Genomic DNA, 26,960 nt, shown 5'->3' with positions numbered 1-26,960 from the left:
TACGTCCATACATGGATGACTATAAAAATAAGTCTCATGAGTTATTTCATGCATTAGTTATTCATTAGATACGGCGCTTTAAAAGTAGTGCTTTTTAAGCTAGGCGTCAATTCATTTTTGTTTCGGTCAACTATCGTTAATCTCATATTCATTCGGAATGGTTCACAGATGCACATTTATTTAAGTGTTTGGAAACGCATTACAACCATTTTAGTTCTGATTCACCAACGTGACGTGATGGTAGTAAAGTTTCAACAATTAATATAATTGTACAAAGCCACGCAATCACGTTAAGTATCACAGCGATGCTATTGATTTGAATTATATCAAATAAAATATTCACCACGATAGTTATACCAATAAGCAAAATAGCAGTACTTCTTTTTCTACCGGCGTCGTAAAATCGCCGTAACGTGACTGCAAACATAGGCACAATCATCGCTAATACAAAAACGCCTACGATAGCGGATATGATTGCTGCAACCGTAAACACCCCTGTAACAAAGCAAATAATGCCTATGATAGCTACAATAAATACCAAAATGATATGAATCAATACTGGTGTCCAGAACTCTAATCTATTTGATTTACCTTGAAAATCTATATATTTTTTCCAAAAATCTTTATAGGCTTCTACCATATTTGACACTCCATTTTCCGTTTAAAATTAACCCTAAAAACCAATATTTAAATTTATACTTCATAATATATCGTAATAGCTTATCCACTAACAAGTAGAATTATACTTAAACAGTAAATATGATAATCTTTATGGTTTAATATATGATTTAATAACAGTTTCTAATATAACTGGTAATTCTACAAATGCACTTTGTTTATGCAAACGTTCACTTAATTGATGCGCATCTTTACCGATGGGACCCAGCATTAATGTAGGTGCGCTAATCATTTTGATGGCTTCAAAAGGAATTGAATACGTTTGATTAAAATTGGGCGCATTCTGAGCATATAATGTCATATCATCCATATCAGTTTCAAACTTCAAATAACTGGCGTCACTTATACCATTAAAATAATGTACACGTTCACTATTACGTTGGAATTGATTTTTCAGTGTGTTTTGGACTAAATGAATCGTTGATTCTATACCCTCGTCATACGAAGTATTAACCGCAGGGTAGTATGGTGAAGCAAAAAATGTTACAACAGCAGGCGCAATATTTTTACATAATTGCATCAATTTATCTACGACATTAACGCTTTGTAAATGTAACTCACTTGTTTCTTTGATTGTCTGGTTTATAACTTGATTTATATGATTCACACCATATCGTTTGATTGCATACTGCTTAAGTTGCTCATAAGTCAGAACGTTTATTTTCGTATCAAATTGATAATTTTCTTCTTCTAATATAGAAAGCCATTCTGATTCACAACGTTCTACAGCCGTAATCACAGTATTAATAAAAGCGCTATAGATATCTTTCGGAGTCTTTTTGAATAAAAATATATTAAATAATCCCATGGTTTTAAAAGGTGTTTGAACATCATATGTATCTTTGAGGTCTCTCGTCATCAATGTAACAGGCAAAGGCGTTGATTCATTTTCAAAGCACTCTTTTAATTGGGTATTATATTCCAGTGCTTGCGTAATGTAACTCATCATAAAGCTAGAACTCAATCCTTCAAGTGGTTGGCCTACGTGTGTTTCTTTACCATAACAAAGCACACCAGGCATTATTTTTCCAATTGACCCTGAATATATGTAATGTTGGTCATCAATAGATGCTTGTTGAAACGTAGGCTCACTGTTTAAATGTAATTGAATATCCAAATGATATTCAGTTTTTAATGCCGCGAGTTTTTCTACTGCTTTTCTCATACCGGAAGAGTGTACTTCCTCATCTGGCACTGTTACTAATATAAGGTTAATATCCCACGCTTCCACTGAAGCTAACTCAATTAATGACAGGTGCAACATCAAACCTGCTTTCATATCCATTATTCCGCGTCCAAATAAATAATCTCCACTGATTAAATCATTTACAGCATCTTCATCTAGATAGCCTTTATTTTGTTGAAAATAATAAGCTAATTTATCAGGGTCACAAGCGATATCCTTTGAAAAACCAAATTCGGATACCCCTACTGTATCATAATGACTTACTAGAACGATTGTTTTACCTGTCCGTGTACCATGATAAAAAGCGATGAGTGCTTCTTTATCATCTTCAGTCAACACTTTTTGTATATGGTCAGAGTTTTTTTGAAAATAATTAAGTTGTGACAATAATTGGTGCACTAAACTAGGAAAAGTTTTTTCACCTTGGGTATTCGTAACCGTTGAATGTTTTACAAGCCGTTTTAATAAAGCGAGTCGCTCTTTTTCATTTTGCCATAGTGTATTTTTCAAATTTACCCCTCCTATGTAAACGTTCACTAAATTATAATATGTATCTTAGATGATAACCAATATTTTCATTAAAATATACAATTACCTTAGTTTTACCGCACAAAATTATATTACTACTTCCTTAAATCAATAATATGCATTTAAAAATGCACCCTCAAAGTCAAATTGTCCATCCAACTTTTGGGGTGCATCATCTTTTCTGCTCAATTTACGAGCTAGCTTATTATATTTAATTATTAAATTGGCGTTTCGGTACTAGCAACCACACAGCAATAAACGCAATAATGGCAAGTGTAGCATTAAACCATAAACCATACATGGCGCCCACATGAATATTTTGCTTCGCTGTCATCATACTAAATATGGTACCTGAAATAGCTACACCAAATGAATTACCTAGCGATGACGCCATCTTATAAACGCCGGACGCTACACCAACTTTGTCTTCTGGTGCTGTGGTGACAGCTGTATCTGTTGAAGGTGTTGCGTACATACCTAAACCGATACCGTATATTAAATAACCCAGCACACAACTAACAACATAAACTGTTGTCGGTAAAAATGTTAATGAAATTAAGATAATACCTATAGCGTTCAGCCCTGCCCCTATAAGCATCGGTTTTTGGGGACCGATTGCTTGTAGAACTTTTTCACCAACGCGAATCATAACTAAAACTGCTACTAAATAAGTGATTGTCATTACACCTGATTGAAAAGATGTGAAATGCAAACCTGATTGAAAATACGTATTTGCAACAATTAATGTACCTGCTACAGCGTTCAATAAAAAGTTAGAGACTGTAGCACCACTATACGCTTTATGTTTAAACAACTTGAAATCGATTAATGGGTTTTTAATTTTACTTTCAAATAATATAAATACAATAATTGAAATGATGAATATCACAATTAACATCAAAATAAACGGTGAAAAGAAACCATAATTTGAAGATTGTGTAATAATTAGATTGACACTCAGCATTGCAACTATCAGTATAATTAATCCTACGATGTCAAATTTGGCACGTTTGGATAGCTCAGTTTGAACTGCTTTCGTTTCCGGCGCATGTTTCATTAAATACATAGATAATAATGCTACGATTATAGATATTATAAATATAGAACGCCAGCCTACAAATGTAGCCATAATACCACCAAAGAATGAGCAGATACCTGTACCGCCCCATGAACCTATAGACCAGTAACTTAACGCACGTTGGCGCCTTCTACCAATATAATATTCATTGATAATTGCCAATGTTGAAGGCATAATACAAGCTGCTGATAATCCTTGTATGGCTCTCCCAATAACGAGTAATGGAATGAATCCAGGTATAATAATAAGTAAAGAACCTAATATACTTAAAAATAAACCTATGTAAGTCATTTTAACTCTGCCATACCTATCAGCAAGTCCACCTGTACCAACGACAAATAGACCACATAATAATGCTGTTAAACTTACAGCTACATTAATTGTTCCATAGTTCGTATCAAAAGATGATTGCAGTGCGGGAACAATATTAACGAGTGATTGAGCAAACAACCAAAATGTGATCACACTTAAAAAAATACCTAGAAGAAGCCGATTATCTCCTTCAAACGGTCGTTCTGTTTCCATATATTTTTTGCCTCCTAATCCCCCATGAAACAAGCAGTAATTATTATCAGTGGCTTTGACTATCAAACCACAAAAACATTTTTCTCCCTTTTAAAATAATTACTATAATATAGATATGACTTTTTACTTATCAAAAAAACAAATGATTTTTCAAAAGTCAATATATCCAAAATAACACTAAGTGGTTAATATTGCTAAAAAACAGTGCATATAGTGTATAAATATACCTAGAAAGAAATTTAACATTTATATAAACTATCTTATTTATGAGTTACCGTGACCAAATATTTTATCTCATTAGCACAATACCTCTACTTTGATCATTCAATATATAAATCTGTATTATATGTTTACCATTATCAGAAAATTTAAATAATATATCTTTATATCCTTGTATTTCGATAATAATTATAGTACTGTGCATTTAATCAAAATATAGCATCCCGTATTAAATGACATTAGAGCTACATTAAAATAACCCATTTCACATAAAAGAAGACAATTTCCCAGTAATTTGGAAAATTGTCTTCTTTTTATTTTAGAATTAAAAAGATAACACTTTATGATTATGCTTCAACGAACCATTGAATCGCACGTTTAATCGCATAATCCCAATAAGCATAATCATGTGCGCCTAGTCCATCTTCAAATAAGTATGACACTTGTTTTTCGTCTAAATAATTAATAAATTTCTTATTATCTTCATATAATTCATCTTCTGTGCCACACATAATCAATAATTCTGGTATCGCTTTATGTTGTTGCATAGCTTGTTCAACTAAATAATATGGGTCTAGTTCATTGCCCTTTGCATTTTTAGATATGCCAGCGATTGCTTCTCCTGAGTAATCGTACCATTTATAATCCATAAATGCCTGAGCATCAAATACAGCAGATAATGGGCAAGCTTTTGCAAATCGATGGCCCTCAGCTAAAGCATATTTAATTGTTCCATAGCCACCCATAGAATGACCTGCAATAAAATTATCCTCTCTTTTATGAGATAATGGCAAGATTTGATGTACATAATCAAACACTTCTAATATATAATCATAATATTTATGGCCAAATACCATATTGCTATAACCGCTATGGTCTGCATTAGGCATAATAACTGCAAGTTGATGTTCATTCGCATAGCGTTCAATACTGGTGTAGCGCATATAGGACGTTTCATCACTTGATAAACCATGTAATAATAATAAAGTTTTTAAGGGTTTAGGCTGTGCTTCTTTGTTAAAATAACTTGCATCTTCTGGTAAAACCACCATAAAATGATGATGCATGCCTATTGTTTTTGAATTATAATTAATCGATAATATTGCCAACTGTTTCACGACCTTCTATTCATTAATCGTTTGTGGTTGTTGTTTACTTCTTTTCTCTGCTCTGTGTGCTGGGTCTAAGCGTTTTTCTAATAATCTTAAACCTACATCAATTAAAATAGCAATTAATGCGATAGGTATTGCACCAGCTAAGATAAATGTCGTACCATCTGTAGCGTTTGTACCGCGAATAACAATATCGCCTAAAGTTGGCGCACCGATAAATGATCCCACTGCTACAACGCCAATTGCTACTACAAGTGCAATTCTTAATCCACCTAAAATGACTGAAAGCGATAAAGGTAGTTCAATCATTCTCAACACTTGGTTTCGTGTCATCCCCATGCCTTTACCAGCATCTTTAATATTTACATCTACACCCATAATACCTGTATAGGTGTTTTTTATAATTGGTAATAAAGCATATAAGAAGACTGTGACTACAACTGTTGTCGTACCTAACCCCATAACTAACATAAGAATCGCTAACATCGCAATGACTGGAACTGTTTGGATAATATTCGCAATCGTAATAATCAAACCAGAGAACTTACTGTATCTTGCGATGACGATACCAATTGGGATACCGACAATGGAAGCAAATAATACACCATATACAGACATTAATAAATGTTTTAAAAATAAATCCCAAAGGTAGCCATAGTTAACTGAATAATATTCTACTAATTGCTGTAATAAATTACCTTCCATTAGTTTTGACCACCTTTCTTATCGTCTTCAAAATAATTATGTGCTTTCAAGAATTTTTCTGCAACCACAGCAGGCTCTTGACCTTCACCGTCTGCTTGATAATTCAATTTTTGCATTTCATCTGTAGATACTTTCTTAGCTAATTTATCAATAATTGGCTTCAATTCTGGATGTTTGTCTAACAATTCATTTGTAGCTACCGCACTCGCATCATAGGGTGGGAAAAAGTGTCTATCATCTTTTAATACTTTTAAATCATAAGCTGCAATACGGCCATCTGTGGAATAACCCACTGCTACTTCTAAATTATTTGAATGCAACGCATCGTATACTAAACCAATTTGCATTGGTCTAATCGTGTCAAATTTAAATCCATATTCTTGAGTAAACCCTGGATAGCCATCACCTTTACGATTTAACCATGAACTGTCCACTCCAAGTCGAAGTTCTGGATGCTTTTTCAAATCTGATACAGTATCTAAATTATATTTTTCTGCAGTTTCTTTCGTTACCATAAATGAATATGTGTTTGCAAAACCATATGAATCAAAAAATGTTTGATCGAATTTCTTTTGGAAACCATCTTGTGTTACTTTCATTGCTTTTTTAGGATCTTTAATCGGGTCTTCGTTTAATGCGCCAGTCAAGTCTGTACCATTATATCTTGTACCTGACATGTTAGCGTCACCATTAACTAACGCATTGTGTTGAATCGTACTTGATCCTAAATTGTTGATTAGTGTCGGTTTAATCTTACCGTTTGTATCATGTTCTATTAACAGTCTCAACATATGAGACATAATTTGTGATTCACTTGTTGCTAGCGCTGTAATTTTGACATCATCTTCTGAGCTGTTGCCACCTAATCCAGGTAAACTACATCCAGATAAGACCGTCAGACACAACACAAGCACAATACAATATTGTTTCAATTTCTTCATAATGTCCTCCTCAAATTATCTGGATACTTTTAATCCTTTAGGTACAGCCCATCTTTCTACGATTGAAAGTAAGAAGTCTACGAATAAAGCTAATGCAGTAACTAATACCGCTGCACTTATAATCATTAATGGGTCATACAAGTTTAATCCGTTAAATACAAAATCACCTAAACCGCCCGCGCCTACGTAGCTGGCTAAAGTAGCCCAACTAATTACGTAGACAGAAGATAGTCGGATACCCCCTAAAATAAGCGGTAAGGCTAATGGTAATTCAATATCTTTCATTAATTGAAAGCGTGTCATACCCATGCTTGTGCCTGCTTCTTTAATATTGTCGTCTATGTTTTGTACACCTAATACAGTGTTATTTAAAATTGGTAATAATACATATATAAATAATGCTACGATTGCAGGTAATTTACCAACACCAAATATCGGTATCATGACAGCTAATACCGCTAATGTTGGGATTGTTTGAAGCACCCCAACAATTGTTAATACAATATTAGATGTTCTTTTCATTTTAGATAGTAAAATCCCTATTGGTACCGCGATTACAATAGCAATTAATAAAGCGATGATTGAGATATAGAAATGTTCAACTGTTTTAGATATCAGTTGCCCACCATATTGATCTATAAAGTCTTTCATTACTTATCAGCTCCTACATTGTCGGGCTCAACAATAGCATTTTTTTGTGCGCTGATATCTTCATCTAATTCGCCCCAAATACTATCGTAAACAATATCAACTAAGTTTGCTCTTGTAATTAATCCAATCAGTGTTTCTTCATCGCTATCTACAACAGGTACGTTTCTTACATTACGTTTTAAGATTGTGCGTACTGTATCTTGTAATTTACTATCTACTCTCACTCTATAAATATCACGTTGCATCATGTCTATAAGTTCTTTCCCACCACGTAGTCCTTGGTTTATATCTTCAATGTCTAAATAACCAAGCAGCCTACTATTGTTTCCAACTACGAATATTGTATCCACGCGACGTTCTCTCATAATTTTAACCGCTTCGTTTAATGAATTGTCTGCATGTACTGTTACTGGTCGGATCATTGCATCTTTAACAGTTCTCATATTAGGTCTATCTTGAATCAATCTATTTTGACCAATAAAGTCGCGGACGAAATCATTTGCAGGATGACGTAAAATATTATCTGGCGTATCGTATTGAACGACTTGCCCTTCAGACATAATACAAATCTTGTCTGCCAGTTTAATCGCTTCATCCATATCATGTGTAACAAAAATAAATGTTTTACCTAATTTTTGTTGCAATTGTTTCACTAAGTCTTGCAACGTGTCTCTCGTGATTGGATCTAATGCGCCAAACGGTTCATCCATTAAAATGACATCTTGTTCAGCAGCTAATGCACGAACAACACCAATACGTTGTTGCTGCCCGCCAGAAAGTTGAGAAGGATATCTATCTAAATATTCTTCAGGTAAATCGACAAGTTTAATTAACTCTTTCGCTTTTTTCTCTTTCTTTTCTTCAGACCATTTTAATAACTTAGGGACTAATACAATATTTTCTTTAATGGTCATATGAGGCATTAATCCAATTTGTTGAATTACATAACCAATTTTCCTACGTAGTTCAACAGCATTCATTTTACGAACATTTTTGCCGTTGATTGCAATTTCTCCTTCTGTAGCTTCAATCATTCTATTTATCATTCTTAAAGCAGTTGTTTTACCGCTTCCACTTGTACCTATAAATGCGATAAATTCACCAGATTCAATTTCTAATGAAATATTATCGACAGCTTTTTTTGTGCCGCCATAGACTTTAGATAAGTTTTTTATACTTAACATGTGTTAATTCCTTTCTATACTTATATTCTCAATTAAAAGTTTCTTATAAATATAGGGCTACCTGTGGATGTTATACAAATCCGAAAATAAGTAAAAACATGTAGCACAACTAGCCCTACTTTATTCATGTGTCGGTCAAAAAGATTAATTTCGACTTATTTTATCCATACTATATATTAAGATAACTCAATAAATGAAAATAAACAATTTATAACTGTAAATTTTGTTTATTAAAATATTGAAGTAAATTTACATTCAATAGCTCAAAATTAATTCTAAAATTTTATTTTCGTTTTATGCCAATAAGGTGTCCTAATTCTTTTGGTTTTACTTGAATCCCACCCAACTGCGCATAATCATCTATAGCATTTTTAATTTTTCCTGGGAACGCTGATGGTCTACCAGTCGTTGTGTCCATCCCCATGAGCATCACTTCATACGTTGCACAGCGTGTGTTTTGAGAATCTACTAAATTCATAAATACGTGCAACCGTTTAGCATCATAATCATATAATGCCACTTTTACCGTAATCGGTTCATCTACTTTAATTTCTTTTAAATACATAACATGATTCTCTAAAGTAAAAACGGTGTACTGAAGTTTGTCAATGGCTTCCATATCTAAACCTAGCTCCGCAAGCCAAGCATCTGTAGCATCACTAAATACACGATTATATTCAGCATCATTCATATGCTGATTATGGTCTACCCAAATATCTTTAACAGTTGTTCGATATTGAAATTGAGTCATATTAACCTCCGTTTATTTTGTAACTTTTTTCATTGAGGCAGTATCTCCCGGCCAATAAGCTTCCGCTAATTTTTTTACTTTAACTAAGAATTCATTACGTTTTTGATCTAATTCAGACATTGACTGACCTTGTGAAGCTATTTCACAGCCATTAACGACATCATCATATAGTGTTTGAGTTAATTCAGGCGCAATTAATTTTGTCCATGGTTTTTTCAATGCTGGTCCAAATTGTTTCAACATATGACGCATGCCACCTTCGCCGCCTGCAAGATGGAACGTCATAAATGGCCCATATTGTGCGTAACGTAATCCTGCTGCATGTGTAAATGCTTTATCTACTTCTTCTGTTGTCGCTACGCCGTCATTAACAATATGTAATGCTTCTCTCCATAATGCTTCCATTAACCTATCAGCGATATGACCTTCAATTTCATGTCTCACATGTAATACATCCATGCCAATACTTTCATATATTTCTTCAGCTTTAACCGTTGTAGCTTCATTCGTTTGTTTGCCAGGGACAACTTCTACCAATGGCAAAATATACACTGGGTGGAACGGGTGCGCCACTACTAAACGTTCAGGGTGTTTTAAATTTTGTTGTAATTCTGAAGGCATAATTCCAGAAGTACTCGATCCAATCATTGCATCTGGCTTAGCGTAAGCATCAATTTCAGTTAATACTTGATCTTTAATTGATTCGATTTCTGGAACATTTTCTTGAATATGATCAGCATCTTTTACAGCTTCTTCTAAATTTGCTGTGAATGAAAGCTTATCTAAAGATGCACCTTCTGCTAAACCTAATTGTTCAGCATATGGCCAATTTTGTTTTACTTGCTTTAACATTCTTTCATAAGCACCTTCACTCGGATCAGTTGCTACCACTTCATGACCGTGGGCTAAAATACGCGTAATCCAACCACTACCTATAACACCTGTACCTACCACTGCAAATTTCATTATTTGCCTCCTTTTGGATCTCTAAGTTGATATTTCACGCGCGCTTCAGCTGGCGTCATCGGTTCTATATCTAAATCTTTTAATATTTCAACCGCACGTTCAACAAGTTGCTCGTTAGAAGCTTTGACACCTTTAGATAAATATAAATTATCTTCTAATCCAACGCGCACATTGCCTCCACGTTTTGCTGCTTCTTCTACAGTTGGCAATTGCATTCTTCCAATTCCAAACGCTGACCAATGTGCATTGTCAGGAATACGTGTTTTAAAATATTCAATTGTTTCCGCGTCATTTTCAGCGCCCCACGGTATGCCTAAACAGAATTGGAACATTGGTTCACCTTCAATAAGGCCTTCATTAACTAATTGTTTAGCAAACGAAATATGTCCACTATCAAAACATTCTAATTCAGGTTTTACGCCTGCATCTTTTACAAGTTGTGCTTGTTTTCTTAACCAATCTGCTGGGCTTAAATACACAGCATCTCCCATGTTCACGCTTCCACAATCAAGCGTGCACATTTCTGGTAATAAGGCACCAATTGCTTCGTGTCTCTCAGCAGGTGTTTGCATATCTGAACCTTTAGCCGCTGTATACGGATCTTCAAGGTTAGGGATAAAGTCTCCGCCACCACCTGAAGTAATATTGATAATAATATCTTCATCAGCTTCTCTAATTAATCTGACTGCTTCTTTAAAAAATTCAACATCATGGCTTATACCCCCTGTTTCTGGGTCTCTTGCATGAATGTGTGCTACAGTAGCTCCTGCTCTTGCACATTTAATTGCTGAATCTGCAATTTCTTGAGGCGTTACAGGAACACTTTTATTTTTATCTACAGTATCTCCAGCACCTGTTAAAGCTGCTGTTAGCATAACTTTTTTCATATATAAACCTCCAACAGAGTTTTTATCACATGGTATAGTGTACCAACTGGACGGTTTAGTTTCAACCCTTAAAACGGCCAAAAAAAGGGATAAATGATGATGTCTCGTCATTTATCCCTATACTATCAGTACTTCTCACGATTTGAGAATTTAATTATTTTTTTATAATTTTAACTTTTTTATGCATCGTTTCGTCGCATTCGATTTTTTTCAGTGTAAGATGTTAATCTTTCTAAAACTTTTGACCTCATTGACTCATCTAATGCATCTAATCCAAACACCTCTGATAACCATAAACCATCTACTGCCAACCTTATAATTGTCGCATCTACTTTATCAAGTCCGTCTCGTTCTATTTTATCTTGCCATGCTTTATAGGTATCTTGTAACGGCAATAATAAATTACTGTTTATACCTTGTGCAGCCAACATTCCAGAAGTAATGGATGCATTTTCTGAACGGTGTTCTCTTGTAGCTTCAATAAAGGCGCGAAGTAATTTACCTTCATCTTGATCGTCTTTTTGTACATGCTCATTGACATTATTTCTATACAATTCATCTGCATGATCTACAAGTCCTTGTATTAACGCAAATTTATTTTTAAAGTGATACAGTAAACCACCTTTACTTACACCTGCTTTTTTAGCTACTGCATCCAGAGTTAAATATTCACTGCCTTGTTCGTTAACAATAGCCGCTGCTGCTTGTAATAGTTGCGTACGTTTAGACGCTCTTGCCATGACTACACCTCCTTAAATAATTTAATTTCATTTGTATTTTTATCTTTTGTTTATCCGAGCAAACTATAAACGATAAATTATCAACTTGCAACATTATTATATTTTTTATATAACTTTATAACAGTTTAATCAAGTGGTGATACGTGCTTTTACTAACTTAAACATATGATATAACTATACAACCCTTTTTATATTCGTAACACACAAAACATGCAATGTGTGTTTACAAACTACAACTGATTTGTATAGTAAAACGCCAATTTATTGAGCGATTAGTCATCATTCATCCCTTTGCCTTCTAAAATATGCTCAATATATTTTTCAACTCTATTTTGTCTTGTTGATGCCTTTTTAGCATTTCCAATATAGTACATATATTGACGTTGTCTACCTGGTGTTAAATGATTAAATGCTTCTTTTAATGCTGGTGATGCTTCTAATTTATTTTTTAATTCTTCAGGCATATGATATGTTTCTGTTGTTTTCATAGGTACCTTTTCTCCAGACTTTTCAAGACGAATCGCTTCCTCAATATACCATTTAATTTCATCTTTTCTGTTTTTGATTTCTTCTAGACTTTCAAACCTTAATTGTCTCGCTGCTTGAACATTTTTTGTTTGTTGAATCAATGAATGATAGGGGTCTTCCATGATAGCCCCCTTTTCAAATAACAAAGCACAGTATTGTTTAAAATTTTGTATAATTACAACGTTCTTATGATTTAAAGTATAACAAGGATGCATCCATTTATAATCTTCTACTAATTCAGTTTCTTGCAAAATTGTTCTAAGTAATTCAAAAGAGGCTTGCCAATCGTTTAATCCATCAATAAATGCATCTACCTTTATATTTTTATTTTTTTCAACCATAAGCACTCACCCTTTATTTTTTATTTGTTTTCATTTTACTATGAATAGTGCAATTTAAGCCATTACAAAAGTATTCTAAAGAACAAACCAAGTTTTCCGATTAGTGTACTATGATTTAAATGTAATTTGTGTTATGATGCTTTTATTATTTTCAATTTACATAAAATAAAGAGGTGTTCTAATGCAACAATCAAAACATTTAAAAAAAGTGCTGGGTTTATCTGATGTTATGGGTATTGCTATCGGACAAATTATTGGCGCTGGTGTCATGTCCTTAACGGGTATTGGTATACAAATGACAGGAAGTGGCATTACGCCAGCATTCATTCTATCATCACTTATAACATTACTTACGATGTTACCTATAGCAATTTTAGCTTCTAGTTTACCTACTACAGGGGGTATGTATCAATATACTAGTCGTTTACTGTCACCTAAAACAGGTGTTTTTTGGTTATTATTATTCATCTTTTTACAAATAACATTATCTTTATATGCGCTTTCTTTTGCACAATATCTTGAAGGTTTACTCCCTGGTGTTCCAGTAAGAACTGTAGCCTTTTTACTACTCACCGTTTTGTTTGTAGTTAATATCGTGGGCATTAAATCTGCTTCAATCGTCGGTAACTTAATGGTAATAACTTTAATCTTAGCTTTATCATTCTTTATTCTTTTTGGTTTACCTCATGTTAATTTTAGCGTATTCAGCACCTCATCCATGTTTCCTGATGGTTTTACTGGTTTCTTTACAGCAGTGGGTCTCGTTTCATTCGCTACAGGTGGAGCTCAAGTAGTAGCTGAACTTGGTGGAGAAATGAAAAACCCTAAGAGAGATATACCACTTGTAATCGTTGTAGCTACTATTTTTGTAGGGTTATTATATGCTTTTATCGCCTCTATTGCAGTTGGGGTTTTACCAATACCTGAAGTTGCAGGCAGACCTTTAACAAGTGTCGCTAAAGAAGTGCTACCATCACCAGTATTTATTTGCTTTATGGTTGGAGGAGCGATGTTCGCTTTAGCTACGACTCTGAACGCAACATTCACGTGGGTCACAAAAAGTTTATTAATTGCTATCGAAGATGGGTACTTGCCCAAGACGTTAGGCACTGTTAATAAACGCTTTGGCACGCCACATTGGTTATTACTAATATTTTATATTATCGGAATTTTACCAATTGTAAGTGGTATGTCTCTAGATGTTGTCGCACAGTTAGGTACAGGTATTTCACTTATCATATTTGCTTTCCCTGCGCTAGCTGTTACACAATTACCTAAAAAATATCCTGAAGCTTATAAGCAATCTTTCTTTAAATTGCCTTATCCAGTACTAGTGGTCATCGCTACGGCAGCCATTGTCGTTTTACTCTATCAATCATACTTGCTAATTTCAGATTTGAAATTAGGTTATATTATGGGAACATTCGCATATATTTTTATTTCTGCATTGATTGCTCATTTTTCTAATAAAAAATCAAACTTATCTATTGAATCTATACAATTCGCTAAAAATGTTCCAAAAAATGAGGACTGGGACAAAAACCAAATTTTTATAAAATGATTTCGTTTATCCACGCCATCAAGAAGAACTAGAAAAAATAGTCCAGAGCCGAATTGCTTGCATAAGTGCTACTAGCCCCCAATGGATTACATGAGCTTTGACTCATGCATAAGTGCTACTAATCTTCATAAATGAAGAAGTAGCACTTTAGAAGTAGCACTTTTGAAATAGCTTTTTAGACCTGTTTTTCTTTAGTAAAGTAAAGCTTTATATTTTTATTCCATTTACCTCCTGTCAACACAATATTCAAGATTAAAACATTATTTATGTCTCAATACCTTTTTCAACAATAGCACTCCATTAAACTTAAAATGGATGCTATTGTTATGTATATGTTAAACACTATAAAAACATAAGAGTCACAAAGAAGTTTGTATCAATGTACTATTTAATACATTCAAACATGCCTCCCTTTTTTTCAAATAAGTCACTTTATCAAAACACATCTTTAATCTATGTAGCGATTTGCTTTTCTTATGGTTTAATATAAGTAAAATTATATTAAAATCATTATAAAATATTAAAATCAATCCCTAATCTCTGTTACACTTATAAATAATCACTTTTTAATTGTGTGTGGTAAAGCGTTAAATGATTTATGTAAGCGCTTTAAGTTTATGGAGGGGATGTTTTATGCAACAAGATAATATTTGGTTAACAATTGTTGGTCTCATTATTATCATTTTAATCGTTGGTTTATTGATAGCCAAACGTATCAGCCCTGTGGTAGGTATGATTTTAATACCAAGTATAGGGGCTTTAATATTAGGTTATAGTATTGGAGACTTAGTAGATTTCTTTAATAGTGGGTTAGATCAAGTAATCAACGTTGTCATCATGTTTATCTTTGCCATTATTTTCTTTGGAATCATGAGTGACAGTGGTTTATTTAAACCTTTAGTGAAAAGGTTAATTTTGTTAACGAGAGGTAACGTCATCATCGTCTGTATTGTCACAGCAATCATTGGTACGTTCGCGCAATTAGATGGTGCAGGTGCAACAACATTCTTGCTATCAATTCCTGCATTATTACCACTGTATAAAGCCTTAAATATGAATCGATATCTATTACTTTTATTACTTGCTTTAAGTGCCGCTATTATGAATATGGTACCTTGGGGCGGCCCGATGGCGCGTACGGCTTCAGTCTTAAACATAAAAAATGTGAACGAGCTATGGTATGGTGTTATTCCTATTCAAATTATAGGGTTCTTCCTTATACTCATATTTGCTGTATATTTAGGTTTCAGAGAAAAAACACGCATCAGCCGTGATATTCGTTCTGGTAAATTACCAGATACTCAAGACGTGGACATACATAAATTAGTAGAAATTTATGAGCATGATCAAGATATTAAGTTCCCTATCCGTGGTGTTGCTGTTACAAAACCTTGGATTAATTGGGTGAACGTCGCATTAACCATCGCAGTCATTGTAGCAATGTTAGCTAACATTGCTCCACCAGAATTCGCATTTATGATTGGTGTTGCAATTGCTTTAATTATTAATTTCCCAAATGTCGATGAACAAATGAGTCGTTTAAAAGCGCATGCGCCAAATGCTTTAATGATGGCTGCAGTTATCATTGCAGCAGGTATGTTCTTAGGGGTATTAAATGAAACTGGTATGTTAGAATCTATTGCACTCAGCTTTATTCATATTATTCCAGACGCAGTAGGTCCGTATTTACATATTATAGTGGGTATATTTGGTGTACCTCTAGATTTATTAACGAGTACGGATGCTTATTACTTTGCTGTATTACCAATCGTAGAACAAACAGCAAGTCAATTCGGTGTACCTAGTATTTCTACAGCTTATTCTATGGTTATTGGTAATATTATAGGAACATTCGTCAGTCCATTTTCACCAGCGCTATGGTTAGCTATAGGTCTTGCAGAAGCAAACATGGGTACTTATATTAAGTATGCTTTCTTCTGGGTTTGGGGATTTGCAATCGTAATGTTACTCATTGCTATGTTAATCGGCGTTGTAACTTTTTAATATGCACTTTATAAAAACAGCGAAGCCTTTTGGCTCCGCTGTTTTCTATGTGTTTATTTGAGTATTTTTATATTTTGCGACATTTTTAAGGCTAACCACTAAAATGAATGCTACGATAGCAATCGCAGCTGAGAAGTAGGTAGTTGCATATACGTTTAAATTAGATACAACTAAACCACCCACAATACCGCCAATACCGATGCCGGCATTTAAACTGGACATATTCCAACTCATTACTTGGCTTGTATCACCTTCAACATGTTCAATAATACCACTTTGAACAGCTGGATTAGTACTCCATTGCATAATATTCCAAATAAAGATAACCATTAATAATAAGCCTGTTCCTGGTAAGAAAACATTAAGGATAAGCATCATGATAATAAATATAGTAGTAGCGATAATTAACCAACGTTTACTTGTAAGTCTATCCGATAAAAAACCACCCATTGAGGTACCTATTACACCTGCTACACCATTAATTAATAATGCAACAGAAACAAATGACAGATCATGTCCCCCAGAAAGCATCAATGGATTAATATATATGAATGTAACTGAGTTCGCTACTAATAATAAGAATGTGATACCTAAGTATTTTGTTACTTCAACTGGTCTCAGCACTTTAGAATAACTACTTGAACGTTTCGAATCTGTTTCTGTATTGGTAGATGGATAACTGCTTAATTTCGGAACATACGCATACATTAAAACCCCTACAAGTATACTAATAACAACAATAAATAGAAATGTATATCTCCAACCAACTAAATCACCTATAATTGTGCCAATCGGTACACCAAAAACGTTTGCGCCACTAAAGCCTGAATACACAATACCTATCATTTTGCCACGGTGTTGAGGTGCAGTTAACAAGGCTGTTAACGCTAGTATTTTAACTACAATTAAAGCAGCTGCTGCAGATGATAATATTCGTCCGACTACTAGAATAGAAAAGTTAGGCGCTATAGCAATAATAAGATTTCCTACAACAAACAATGCTAAAGCCCATAGTAAAACCTTTCGTGGTGAAAAACGGTTGGTTAACTTCACTAATATAGGACCAGCTACGGCAAATGTAATAGCGTATAAAGTTACTAATTGCCCTATGACGGGTTCAGAGACTTGTAAATCATTACTCATTAAATTCATAATCCCTGCAACCATCATTTCGACCATTCCAACAATAAATATACTTAAAATAAACGTAATAATACGCATAATTGACATAAATATCCTCCTCTCTTTGCTTTGATTTCAAAAATTTTATAACTGTTTTATTATAAACCATTCGTCAATATATATGAATATGTCACTATATGTAAAATTTTTAATTTCCAAATTAAAGGCAGGAAACGAACAGAAATCCAAAATTGAATTTGGTCTCATGTTCTGTCCCCTGCCGCACAAATTGATTGTAAATAAATGGGCAATCAGCAATCAAGTTATTTCTAAATCGTGCATCGTTTTGTAGTTCTCTCGCATATATAACTAGCATGCATTATAGCCAGACATGCACTGTACCAATCATATACATTTTCATCGATTATCTTCTGATATATGACGGCCAATTAATTGATCGCGTTGATTAAAGAATTGACGATAGCTTAAATAAGTTGCAATCAATGCTGACATAATAGTTGCAGTCGTATGAATAAACACGACCATCAGTTGAAATTTCACTGCTTCTAATGGTGCTACACCGCCAATAATTAAACCAGTCATCATACCTGGTATAGACACAATACCATATGTCTTCACAGAATCAATCGTTGGTACAATCGCTGTTTTTATACTTTCACGTATTGTACCTTTTGAAGATAGTTTTGGATCTGCGCCTAATGCTAATTTTGCTTCTATTTGACTCATTTCTTTCACGAATTCACGGTCTAAATTTTGATAAGCAAGGTTAATAGCAATCAACCCATTACTTCCAAGCATTCCTGCTATCGGAATAACTTCATTGGGTTTAAAATCAATTGCTCCAGTTAATATAACCCCAAATAATGGTAACGCAACCCCGACAAATATAGCAATGAAAGAAATCCAAAAAACATTATGCATGACTGGCGAAGCCCTACTAATAGTGTTCCAAGAGGCGTTAACAATTATGATTAAGACAAATAATAATAATAACCAAGCTTGATTTACATCAAATATAAAATGAAGTAAATAACCTAAGATAACTAATTGAACGACCGCTCTAATAGTAGCAATTAACAAATCTTTTATGATATGTAACTTCTCTTTATATGAGACGATAATTGGGAAAAGTAAGAGTGTGCCGGTAAGTACTAAAGCTGTCGTGCTCATCTTAAATCCTCCTCCTTCTCTATTTGACCATCAACGATTCTAATGCGTTTTTGAAAGTGTCTCATACTTTGGTCATTACTATGTGTAATCCACAATATACTTACACCTTCATCGGCAAGTTTAAAAATGAGAGATTCAATTTTTTCACTATTATGTATATCTAAAGCACTCGTAGCTTCATCTAGTAATAATATTTTTGGTTTATACATTAACTGTCTAGCTATGGTTATACGTTGTCGCTCTCCACCAGAAAGATGACTTACACTGGTATTAAAGTTATAGTGTCCTAGACCAACCGCTTTCAATAGTGCTTTAGCTCTTTTACGATTAAATTTATCGTTTCTTATATTAGCAGGGAAAGCTAAGTTATCGCCAATCGTTCTATCAAACAAATCACTTTCTTGTAGCAAATAACTCACTTCCATACGTAATTCTTCTGGGTTAATCGTTTCATATGCGTCCCCATTTAGATATAATTCTCCTTGCGTTGGACTTATCAAATTATTAATTAGGCGAAATAATGTACTTTTACCGCTTCCAGAAGGCCCAACAACAGCAATCGTTTCCCCTGATTCTATTTTCAAATTAATCTCTTGAATGATTTTACGGTTATCTATTTGATATGAAACATTTCTGAGTTCTAACATTTTGAACCTCCTAAATACATATATAAGTCGTATTCCCTAATATAATTACTTTATTATGTCATTCATTAGAAAAAGTTAAATAACTTTAATCTATACTCTCAATATGCCATTAAATGAAATAACTATTTATTTTAAAAAGACTATAGCAATAAAAGAAATTAAATTATTGAAAGCATGTAAAGAGATTGAAACAGCTAAATTTTTACCACTTTTTAAATATACAAATACTAATCCTAACGCAATAAATATATAACTACCAATTTCAAATGGCGATGTTGCGCCTAATACATGTATACCAGCAAATAATATAACAGAGAGTACACTTGCAACACCATACGTTATTTTTTTACCTAATTCATGAATAATTAAATGTCTAAATAATAATTCTTCAATGATTGGCGTCAAAACAACAATGTCCACAAATAAAAAGGGAAGCATCCAATTATTTTCAAACATATCCTCCAATATCATTTGGTTTTGCGTCTCACTATATTGCAAAGTTTCTGGTAAAAGTGTCATAAGCCAATCATAAAAACTATTTAATCCAATAGTAGAAATGTATGTAATAAAAATAACAAGTACATACTTACGAACTTGTTTGAATCTTTTTGTAGTCATTGTTTTCAAATTATCGTTTATATGCATCAAATAAAAGCTGAAAATAATACTTATTTCTGCTATGACACCGCCAATAATCAATACATTATGATTACTAAAAAGCGAAGTATCATCTAAATTAAAAGCAGAGTATAAGGCTAATAAAAATATTAATAACATTAGCGGTATGATATTATTCGCTAAGATATAAATGGGGATTAACCAGAAATCTCTTTTTACTACTTTTTGTTTTTGCCATATATTTGTATGTGTAAATTGAGTAATATGAGATTCTGATGGCTTGTCAGTCATATGACACCTTCCTTATGATTATTTATCAATAATATAACATAATTCTATACCTCAATTATAAGTTACTTTATAATTTTTGTGTTTTTAAAAATAAAATTTCGAATAACATATTTATATCATTGTAAAATGTATGATTTATTGTAGTATATAATTATATAAAGGGGGAATGTTACATGACTATACTGTCCATTTTGCAGTTCATCGTTAACATTATCATTGTTATTTTCATATTAAGTGTACTAATTTTAGGGGCTATCTTACTTATAAAAGATAAGCGCCAAAAACAACATAGTGTGTTACGCAATTATCCATTATTAGCGCGTATTCGCTATTTCGGTGAAAAAATAGGGCCTGAGTTGCGTCAATATTTATTTTTAGCAGATACTAAAGGAAAACCTTTTTCCAGAAATGATTTCACTAATATTGTATTAGCTGGAAAATATAATTCGAGAATGACGAGTTATGGCACGCAAAATGACTATGAAGATGGGTTTTATATTCAAAATACCATGTTTCCATTACAATCTACAGAATTACATATTGATCAGTCACCTATGATTTCGTCATTTATTTATACCATTGATAACGAACGCTTATTTGATCGAGATGAACATCGGATTGAAGCAGAAATCGATCCTTTTTATTTAGCAGATGAAGACGCCATTATCATAGGTTCTGAATTAAAGCATCCGTTTAAATTAAAACGTTTAGTTGGTCAATCTGGAATGAGTTATGGTGCTTTAGGAAGTCATGCCATCAGAGCACTATCAAAAGGATTAGGACGAGCTGGAACTTGGATGAATACTGGTGAAGGTGGTTTGTCTAAACACCATTTATCTGGAAATGTTGATATCATTTTCCAAATCGGGCCTGGTTTATTTGGTGTTCGCAATGAAGATGGCCAATTTGATATGGATGCTTTTTTAAATTTGGCTAAACAAACGACTATAAAAGCATTTGAAATTAAATTGGCCCAAGGTGCGAAAACACGTGGTGGCCATATGCAAGGTAATAAAGTGACAGAAGAAATCGCAAAAATTCGTAAAGTAGAACCATGGAAAACGATTAATTCACCAAACCGTTTTGAATCGATTAATAATTCTAAAGATTTATTGGATTGGATAACAAAACTACAACAACATGGCCAAAAACCTGTTGGGTTTAAAATGGTTATAAGTAAAGTTTCAGAAGTAGAAACACTTGTGCGGACTATGATTGAAACAGATCAATACCCTAACTTCATTACGGTTGATGGCGGTGAAGGTGGAACCGGCGCAACATTCCAAGAATTACAAGATAGCGTGGGTCTACCATTGTTCACTGCTCTTCCTATATTGACAGGTACTTTAGAAAAATATGGTATTCGTAAACACATCAAAATTTTTGCATCAGGTAAACTTGTAACACCCGATAAAATCGCCATTGCTTTAGGTTTAGGTGCTGATTTAGTCAATGTTGCACGTGGTATGATGATTAGCGTCGGGTGTATTATGAGTAGACAATGTCATATGAACACATGTCCAGTAGGCGTCGCAACCACTGACCCTAAACGAGAAAAAGGCCTAATTATAGAAGAAAAAGAATATCGCGTCACTAATTTTGTAACCAGTTTACACGAAGGGTTATTTAACATCGCCGCTGCGGTAGGTGCAGCCTCACCTACCCAAATATCCAAAGAACATATTATTATCAAAAAGAAAGACGGCAACTTACAATCTATATATGATTATAAATTAAAACTACTTGAACATAACTGATATCAAAAATAAGCGCTCTAATAATTTAAAGTGAATGTCAAACTTTGAAATATCAGAGCGTTTTTTCTTATTATTTTTATTTAATCTGTTTGTTTAACTTGGCTTCTATTGTTTCTTGATCATCATCTAAAGGATTAAATTCAAATGGATTATCATTGATAAAAACAGTAGGAATACCTTTAATACCTCTTTCAAATGCTTCTTCATGAATAGCTAAAGAACGTTCATCTGCTTCTTTATGAGGTGGAAGATTAAAGGCTTGCTTCATCTTTGCTTCAATTGTAGAAAAGTCGACTTTCCATTGGTTCTGAGTTTGATATAACTCACGTATAATCTCTAAGGTTTTTTCTGGTTGTTGATAATCTAGATATATATTGGCTACTGTTCCTTTCAATAATGCTTGTTTTGTTTTATCAAAATGCTTAATGACATGCTGCACCTTTCCTTGCTCAACTAAAGGCGTTAATACAGTATCAGCAGCATAAAAATAATTTTTACAATAAGGACACGCAAAATTTATAAATGATTCCACTTTAATAGGTGCATCATTTGAGCCAAATGTTAAATGTTTAATTTCCGTCATAATTGATCCCTCCACTTTATCTATATTTATATTGAATCACGGAAAAGATTCGATTGCACCCTTTTAGTCTTAGCAAATTACTAAGAATTAAATTAACGTGTTATATTTTTTACAAATGAAGGGTCCAAAGTGCAATCCATTAGAATATCTAGCAGTTCATGATAAAATAAATATAATTATCATATTAGGGGGAATTATATGGACAATTCAGTAAAATTATTAAAAACGTTAACGGATGTGGATGGCATCGCAGGACATGAAAAAGCGGTAAAAACACTTATGCGCGATTATTTAACACCCGTAAGTGATGAAATCGTCGAAGACAATTTAGGGGGTATATTTGGAAAAAAATCTACTACTAACGGAAATAAAACATTAATGGTGGCAGGCCATTTAGATGAAATTGGTTTTGTAGTGACTAAAATCGATAACGATGGTTTCCTAAAATTCACACCTATTGGCGGTTGGTGGAACCAAGTTATGTTATCACAAAAAGTGACAATCACAACGGATCATGGCAAAAAAATCAGGGGCATCATTGGTTCAAAACCACCACATGTATTATCGCCTGAAGAACGTAAAAAAAACGTAGAAATCAAAGATATGTTTATTGATATTGGCGTAAAAAGTAAGAAAGAAGCTGAACAATTCGGTATTGAAATTGGTAATATGGTCACACCATATAGTGAATTTGAAACACTTGCGAACAATAAATATTTAACTGCAAAAGCTTTTGACAATCGTTATGGTTGTGCCCTTGCGGTAGATGTCTTAAATAACCTTACCAACGCATCTATCGATATTAACTTAGTCTCCGGTGCAAATGTACAAGAAGAGGTCGGTCTTCGTGGTGCCAAAGTTGCAGCTAATAAAATCAAACCTGACTTAGCACTTGCAGTAGACGTAGCTGTTGCATATGACACACCAGGCATGTCTGGCCAAACAAGCGAAACGGCTATTGGTCAAGGACCGGTTGTCATTATTATGGACGCATCCAACATAGGCCATGTTGGGTTTACAAAACACATCAAAGCAGTTGCTCAAAAACATAACATAGATATTCAATTAGATTCCACGCCTGGTGGCGGCACTGACGCTGGTAGTATTCATGTCGCTAACGAAGGTATTCCTACAGTATCAATTGGTGTTGCACTACGTTATATGCACTCCAATGTTTCCATATTGCATACAGACGATTATAAAAACTCTGTAGCCTTAGTAACTGAAATAGTCAAATCTCTAAACGATGAAACAGTGGATGAAATCATCTGGTAATAAACTAAATATGAAATAAGATAAGCCGTGAGCATTAATCAAATTGATTTGCTCACGGCTTTTTAATACCACTTTATAACATTTGGTTTCAAATTATATGAATTTAGCAATTCGTTATTTAGTGGATTTTTTCCAACTATCATCACTCAACATTTCACCTGGCCATGTGTATGCCATCACACCACCGTCGATTGTAATTGATTCACCAGTGATAAACGAGCTATCATCTGATGCTAAAAATGCAACAAGTTTACCTACTTCTTCAGGCGTTCCTAATCGACCTAAAGGCGTCATCCACTTCTGATTTTCTCTGAATATTTGTCCATTTTCCTCGGATTTTGTCCCAGTCAATTTATCTATAAGTGGCGTTTCTATAGTACCTGGAGCGATTGCATTTGCTCTAATATTTTCACGGCCGTATTCAATTGCCGTTGAACGCGTAAAATTAATAATGCCTCCTTTTGCGGCATTATAACCCGAACGATTTAGGTCTGCAGCATGGCCCGAAAATGACGAAGTATTAATAATGGAACCGCCTTTTGACATCATTAATGGTAAGAAAAACTTTGTCATGAGAAATGTTCCTCTTAAATCTACACTCATAATTTTGTCAAATACATCAATTGGATATTCATGAATACGGCCTGCTGGGTTATCAACACCTGCATTATTAAATAATACATCAATTTGTCCATAATCCGATTCAATAGATTGAGCCAGTCGTTCTATAGCATGCTCATCTGAGACATCAACTGTATAGCCTGAAGCTTTATACCCGGCGTTATTAATTGCTTTCACAGTGTCATGGACAGATTCTGATATATCGACAGCTAACACGTGCGCGCCTTCCTCAGCCATAATGCGAGCAGCGGCTGCTCCAATGCCGGTACTCACACCAGTTAATACAGCGATTTTGTTATCTAATCTTCCCATATATTACACCTCTTTTTTAATTTTTCTTTCTTCTGTTTCAACACTCTTTATTTTATTCATTTCCTTTTTTAATTAACTTTGAAACTTATATGTAGTCTTATCTATTGCTACTACTTGTTTGTCACATGCTTACAATATATTTTTTAAAATTTATAATACTAATTTCAAAATGAGTTTGTTATAATTTCGATAACTTACTGAAGGAGGTCGTTACGGTGTCTTCAAATATGAGAGAAAAACCAACAGTTATTAATAGATTTTTAAATATCAAAGATAGATCTGTTCAAAAAAATAAATGTTTAATTGAATAATATTTAAATAAAGTATCACAAATTATGTTATTTATTGTAATATAAAGAACAAAAACGGGTAAATAATACTTATAAAAGTAATTTTACCTCATTTGTTTAGGAGGACATTATGGAACGCATAGGCCTAGTAGATATCGGATCAAATACAATTAGATTAGTTATCTTTGAGTTCGATTCAAAAACAGGATTAAATGAAATTTTAAATATTAAAACACCGGCACGTTTGAGCCAATACTTAACCGATGATTTAACTATGAACCAAGATGGTATCGACGTATTGACATCCACACTACACAGTTTTAAAGCAGTTGCCGATAAATTCAAAGTAAATGAATTACATCCTATTGCTACTGCCGCGATACGACAATCTACGAACCAACACGCTATTATCGAACATATCAAAAATGAACTTAATATAAATATTAAAATTATCCCTGAGCAAGAAGAAGCATTTTATGGGTTTTATGCCATCACACACACAACTGATGTAGAAAACGGTGTGTCTATCGATATCGGTGGTGGCTCTACAGAAGTCACTTTATTCAAAGATAAGGCAATGATTGAAGCACATAGTTTTCCATTTGGTGTGGTAACATTAAAACGAAAATTCTTTGAAAATAAAGATCATAATGATAAATCTGCTATTAAAGCGATGGAGAAATTCTTATCCAAGCAATTTGAACAACTTCCATGGTTACAAGATAGAGAAATTGCCTTAGTAGGAATTGGTGGCTCAGCTCGTAATGTTGCACGTATACATCAATCTGAGCATTCTTACCCTATCGGTGGCGTTCATAACTACACGATGTCTGAGGGAGATATTGATGAGGTTTATACAATAATCAAGAAAAGTTCCCGTGACGCGTTAAAAGACATAGATGGATTAAGTAGAGATCGTATAGACATCATAATACCTGCAGTTTCCGTGTTTAAAACACTGTTCAAAAAGATAAATGCCACACACTTTACTTTCTCACGTAAAGGACTACGTGAAGGTTATGTTATGAAAACAATCGCTGAACGCCATCCTCGAGAATTTAGAAAAGAAAATATTCAAAAAGATGCATTATATCATTTGGCTAACGAGTATAGCATTGAAGAATCAAGTGCAAAACAACGCGTCAAATTAGCCCAGTCATTGTTAACGCAGCTTATTGAACTAGACAAAATTCAAGTTACTCATAAAGAACAAGCACTATTTGTTGAAGGCGCGTATTTATATTATTTAGGTAGATTTATTGATTCTGATTCGAGTTCGCCCCACACCTATTATATTATTGCGAATTCAATGATTGATGGCTTCTCACATGAAGATCGTGTCAAATTAGCAATGTTGGCAAGCTTTAAAAATAAATCACTGTTAAAATTTTACAATCAAGAAACGAAATGGCTACGCGGTAAAGCGTTAGATAACATTCAATTTTTAGGTGGCATTATCAAATTTGTAAACGCGCTCAACATATCACATACAAACCCCGTTGAACGTCTCGAATTACGTCACGATAGTAATGGATTCACGTTATACGTTCATTATATTGGTGAACCAATTGCTGAATCATACCAATCTCTTAGACAAAAAAAACATATCGAGAAAATTTTAAAAGAAAATCTTTCTATCATCTTTACAAAATCTTAAAATTCATATGA

General features: G+C 33.7%; 24 protein-coding genes. 5 read left to right on the top strand and 19 right to left on the bottom strand.

The features are described from left to right. Positions 1–199: 199 nt before the first annotated feature. From BJG89_RS03045 to BJG89_RS02985, 13 genes are all read right to left on the bottom strand, one after another. Positions 200–640: a DUF805 domain-containing protein gene (locus BJG89_RS03045; protein ID WP_096808494.1), complete on the bottom strand. Its 441-nt coding sequence runs from the start codon at positions 638–640 to the stop codon at positions 200–202. 129 nt (positions 641–769) lie between these two features. Next, entirely contained in the window at positions 770–2,374 is a 1,605-nt protein-coding gene (locus tag BJG89_RS03040) for a M20/M25/M40 family metallo-hydrolase (protein WP_096808493.1), read from the bottom strand. A gap of 229 nt (positions 2,375–2,603) precedes the next feature. After that, positions 2,604–3,995, bottom strand: coding sequence for an MFS transporter (locus tag BJG89_RS03035; protein WP_096808492.1), 1,392 nt, complete (start codon positions 3,993–3,995; stop codon positions 2,604–2,606). Positions 3,996–4,561: 566 nt separating this feature from the next. Beyond that, positions 4,562–5,323, bottom strand: coding sequence for an alpha/beta hydrolase (locus BJG89_RS03030; protein WP_096808491.1), 762 nt, complete (start codon positions 5,321–5,323; stop codon positions 4,562–4,564). A gap of 15 nt (positions 5,324–5,338) precedes the next feature. Next, positions 5,339–6,031 (bottom strand): ABC transporter permease, encoded by a 693-nt coding sequence (locus BJG89_RS03025; RefSeq protein ID WP_096808490.1) that lies wholly within the window; start codon positions 6,029–6,031, stop codon positions 5,339–5,341. Continuing rightward, positions 6,031–6,972: an osmoprotectant ABC transporter substrate-binding protein gene (locus tag BJG89_RS03020; RefSeq protein WP_096808489.1), complete on the bottom strand. Its 942-nt coding sequence runs from the start codon at positions 6,970–6,972 to the stop codon at positions 6,031–6,033. Before BJG89_RS03020 ends, BJG89_RS03025 begins: the two co-directional genes overlap by 1 nt. Positions 6,973–6,987: 15 nt before the next feature. Beyond that, positions 6,988–7,623, bottom strand: a complete 636-nt coding sequence (locus BJG89_RS03015; RefSeq protein WP_096808488.1) for an ABC transporter permease — start codon at positions 7,621–7,623, stop codon at positions 6,988–6,990. After that, positions 7,623–8,807 carry a betaine/proline/choline family ABC transporter ATP-binding protein gene (locus BJG89_RS03010; RefSeq protein WP_096808487.1) on the bottom strand — a complete coding sequence of 395 codons (1,185 nt, stop codon included), beginning with the start codon at positions 8,805–8,807 and terminating at the stop codon, positions 7,623–7,625. The genes BJG89_RS03015 and BJG89_RS03010 overlap by 1 nt, the downstream gene beginning before the upstream one ends. Positions 8,808–9,090: 283 nt before the next feature. Further along, positions 9,091–9,558 carry a thioesterase family protein gene (locus BJG89_RS03005; RefSeq protein WP_096808486.1) on the bottom strand — a complete coding sequence of 156 codons (468 nt, stop codon included), beginning with the start codon at positions 9,556–9,558 and terminating at the stop codon, positions 9,091–9,093. Positions 9,559–9,570: 12 nt separating this feature from the next. After that, positions 9,571–10,524, bottom strand: coding sequence for a 3-hydroxyacyl-CoA dehydrogenase NAD-binding domain-containing protein (locus BJG89_RS03000; RefSeq protein ID WP_096808485.1), 954 nt, complete (start codon positions 10,522–10,524; stop codon positions 9,571–9,573). After that, positions 10,524–11,411 carry a beta-keto acid cleavage family enzyme gene (locus BJG89_RS02995; protein WP_096808484.1) on the bottom strand — a complete coding sequence of 296 codons (888 nt, stop codon included), beginning with the start codon at positions 11,409–11,411 and terminating at the stop codon, positions 10,524–10,526. Before BJG89_RS02995 ends, BJG89_RS03000 begins: the two co-directional genes overlap by 1 nt. A gap of 179 nt (positions 11,412–11,590) precedes the next feature. Beyond that, entirely contained in the window at positions 11,591–12,151 is a 561-nt protein-coding gene (locus BJG89_RS02990) for a TetR/AcrR family transcriptional regulator (protein ID WP_096808483.1), read from the bottom strand. 272 nt (positions 12,152–12,423) lie between these two features. After that, positions 12,424–13,020 carry a YdeI/OmpD-associated family protein gene (locus BJG89_RS02985; RefSeq protein ID WP_096808482.1) on the bottom strand — a complete coding sequence of 199 codons (597 nt, stop codon included), beginning with the start codon at positions 13,018–13,020 and terminating at the stop codon, positions 12,424–12,426. Positions 13,021–13,201: 181 nt separating this feature from the next. On the opposite strand from BJG89_RS02985, the gene BJG89_RS02980 reads away from it, so the two are divergent. Both BJG89_RS02980 and BJG89_RS02975 read left to right on the top strand, forming a co-directional pair. Next, positions 13,202–14,581 (top strand): APC family permease, encoded by a 1,380-nt coding sequence (locus tag BJG89_RS02980; protein ID WP_096808481.1) that lies wholly within the window; start codon positions 13,202–13,204, stop codon positions 14,579–14,581. Positions 14,582–15,214: 633 nt separating this feature from the next. Next, a complete protein-coding gene (locus BJG89_RS02975; RefSeq protein ID WP_096808480.1) occupies positions 15,215–16,585 on the top strand; it encodes a CitMHS family transporter in 1,371 nt (456 codons plus the stop codon). 45 nt (positions 16,586–16,630) lie between these two features. On the opposite strand, the gene BJG89_RS02970 is transcribed toward BJG89_RS02975, so the two are convergent. The 4 genes from BJG89_RS02970 to BJG89_RS02955 form a co-directional block, all read right to left on the bottom strand. Then, complete coding sequence (locus tag BJG89_RS02970) at positions 16,631–17,815, bottom strand: MFS transporter (protein WP_096808479.1); 1,185 nt, start codon at positions 17,813–17,815, stop codon at positions 16,631–16,633. Between the two features lie 309 nt (positions 17,816–18,124). Continuing rightward, positions 18,125–18,898 (bottom strand): ABC transporter permease, encoded by a 774-nt coding sequence (locus tag BJG89_RS02965; RefSeq protein WP_096808478.1) that lies wholly within the window; start codon positions 18,896–18,898, stop codon positions 18,125–18,127. Then, positions 18,895–19,545 (bottom strand): ABC transporter ATP-binding protein, encoded by a 651-nt coding sequence (locus BJG89_RS02960; protein WP_096808477.1) that lies wholly within the window; start codon positions 19,543–19,545, stop codon positions 18,895–18,897. Before BJG89_RS02960 ends, BJG89_RS02965 begins: the two co-directional genes overlap by 4 nt. 126 nt (positions 19,546–19,671) lie before the next feature. After that, entirely contained in the window at positions 19,672–20,454 is a 783-nt protein-coding gene (locus BJG89_RS02955) for a CPBP family intramembrane glutamic endopeptidase (protein WP_096808476.1), read from the bottom strand. Positions 20,455–20,627: 173 nt separating this feature from the next. Between BJG89_RS02955 and BJG89_RS02950 the strand changes: the two genes are divergently transcribed. Further along, positions 20,628–22,211 (top strand): FMN-binding glutamate synthase family protein, encoded by a 1,584-nt coding sequence (locus tag BJG89_RS02950; RefSeq protein ID WP_096808475.1) that lies wholly within the window; start codon positions 20,628–20,630, stop codon positions 22,209–22,211. A gap of 76 nt (positions 22,212–22,287) precedes the next feature. Here the strand turns inward: BJG89_RS02950 and BJG89_RS02945 are convergent, their stop codons facing one another. Continuing rightward, entirely contained in the window at positions 22,288–22,794 is a 507-nt protein-coding gene (locus tag BJG89_RS02945; RefSeq protein WP_096808474.1) for a thioredoxin domain-containing protein, read from the bottom strand. A gap of 198 nt (positions 22,795–22,992) precedes the next feature. On the opposite strand from BJG89_RS02945, the gene BJG89_RS02940 reads away from it, so the two are divergent. Further along, positions 22,993–24,069 carry a M42 family metallopeptidase gene (locus BJG89_RS02940; RefSeq protein ID WP_096808473.1) on the top strand — a complete coding sequence of 359 codons (1,077 nt, stop codon included), beginning with the start codon at positions 22,993–22,995 and terminating at the stop codon, positions 24,067–24,069. 114 nt (positions 24,070–24,183) lie between these two features. Here BJG89_RS02940 and BJG89_RS02935 read toward each other — a convergent pair whose 3' ends face one another. Further along, positions 24,184–25,002 carry an SDR family oxidoreductase gene (locus BJG89_RS02935; protein ID WP_096808472.1) on the bottom strand — a complete coding sequence of 273 codons (819 nt, stop codon included), beginning with the start codon at positions 25,000–25,002 and terminating at the stop codon, positions 24,184–24,186. Positions 25,003–25,419: 417 nt separating this feature from the next. Here BJG89_RS02935 and ppx point away from each other — a divergent pair, with 417 nt between their 5' ends. Beyond that, positions 25,420–26,949: an exopolyphosphatase gene (gene ppx, locus BJG89_RS02930; RefSeq protein ID WP_198401698.1), complete on the top strand. Its 1,530-nt coding sequence runs from the start codon at positions 25,420–25,422 to the stop codon at positions 26,947–26,949. Positions 26,950–26,960: the final 11 nt, after the last annotated feature.

It is taken from the genome of Staphylococcus nepalensis, assembly GCF_002442935.1.
Lineage (GTDB): Bacteria > Bacillota > Bacilli > Staphylococcales > Staphylococcaceae > Staphylococcus > Staphylococcus nepalensis.
Note: the sequence above shows the minus strand (reverse complement) of the source record. Positions and strands in the feature narration are given on the sequence as shown.

Excerpts from the sequence above, each read along its gene's own strand:
- BJG89_RS03045 (WP_096808494.1), bottom strand. The coding sequence starts at position 640 with ATGGTAGAAGCCTATAAAGATTTTTGGAAAAAATATATAGATTTTCAA.
- BJG89_RS03035 (WP_096808492.1), bottom strand. The coding sequence starts at position 3,995 with ATGGAAACAGAACGACCGTTTGAAGGAGATAATCGGCTTCTTCTAGGT.
- BJG89_RS03025 (WP_096808490.1), bottom strand. The coding sequence starts at position 6,031 with ATGGAAGGTAATTTATTACAGCAATTAGTAGAATATTATTCAGTTAAC.
- BJG89_RS03020 (WP_096808489.1), bottom strand. The coding sequence starts at position 6,972 with ATGAAGAAATTGAAACAATATTGTATTGTGCTTGTGTTGTGTCTGACG.
- BJG89_RS03015 (WP_096808488.1), bottom strand. The coding sequence starts at position 7,623 with ATGAAAGACTTTATAGATCAATATGGTGGGCAACTGATATCTAAAACA.
- BJG89_RS03010 (WP_096808487.1), bottom strand. The coding sequence starts at position 8,807 with ATGTTAAGTATAAAAAACTTATCTAAAGTCTATGGCGGCACAAAAAAA.
- BJG89_RS03005 (WP_096808486.1), bottom strand. The coding sequence starts at position 9,558 with ATGACTCAATTTCAATATCGAACAACTGTTAAAGATATTTGGGTAGAC.
- BJG89_RS03000 (WP_096808485.1), bottom strand. The coding sequence starts at position 10,524 with ATGAAATTTGCAGTGGTAGGTACAGGTGTTATAGGTAGTGGTTGGATT.
- BJG89_RS02995 (WP_096808484.1), bottom strand. The coding sequence starts at position 11,411 with ATGAAAAAAGTTATGCTAACAGCAGCTTTAACAGGTGCTGGAGATACT.
- BJG89_RS02990 (WP_096808483.1), bottom strand. The coding sequence starts at position 12,151 with ATGGCAAGAGCGTCTAAACGTACGCAACTATTACAAGCAGCAGCGGCT.
- BJG89_RS02985 (WP_096808482.1), bottom strand. The coding sequence starts at position 13,020 with ATGGTTGAAAAAAATAAAAATATAAAGGTAGATGCATTTATTGATGGA.
- BJG89_RS02980 (WP_096808481.1), top strand. The coding sequence starts at position 13,202 with ATGCAACAATCAAAACATTTAAAAAAAGTGCTGGGTTTATCTGATGTT.
- BJG89_RS02975 (WP_096808480.1), top strand. The coding sequence starts at position 15,215 with ATGCAACAAGATAATATTTGGTTAACAATTGTTGGTCTCATTATTATC.
- BJG89_RS02970 (WP_096808479.1), bottom strand. The coding sequence starts at position 17,815 with ATGTCAATTATGCGTATTATTACGTTTATTTTAAGTATATTTATTGTT.
- BJG89_RS02965 (WP_096808478.1), bottom strand. The coding sequence starts at position 18,898 with ATGAGCACGACAGCTTTAGTACTTACCGGCACACTCTTACTTTTCCCA.
- BJG89_RS02960 (WP_096808477.1), bottom strand. The coding sequence starts at position 19,545 with ATGTTAGAACTCAGAAATGTTTCATATCAAATAGATAACCGTAAAATC.
- BJG89_RS02955 (WP_096808476.1), bottom strand. The coding sequence starts at position 20,454 with ATGACTGACAAGCCATCAGAATCTCATATTACTCAATTTACACATACA.
- BJG89_RS02950 (WP_096808475.1), top strand. The coding sequence starts at position 20,628 with ATGACTATACTGTCCATTTTGCAGTTCATCGTTAACATTATCATTGTT.
- BJG89_RS02945 (WP_096808474.1), bottom strand. The coding sequence starts at position 22,794 with ATGACGGAAATTAAACATTTAACATTTGGCTCAAATGATGCACCTATT.
- BJG89_RS02940 (WP_096808473.1), top strand. The coding sequence starts at position 22,993 with ATGGACAATTCAGTAAAATTATTAAAAACGTTAACGGATGTGGATGGC.
- BJG89_RS02935 (WP_096808472.1), bottom strand. The coding sequence starts at position 25,002 with ATGGGAAGATTAGATAACAAAATCGCTGTATTAACTGGTGTGAGTACC.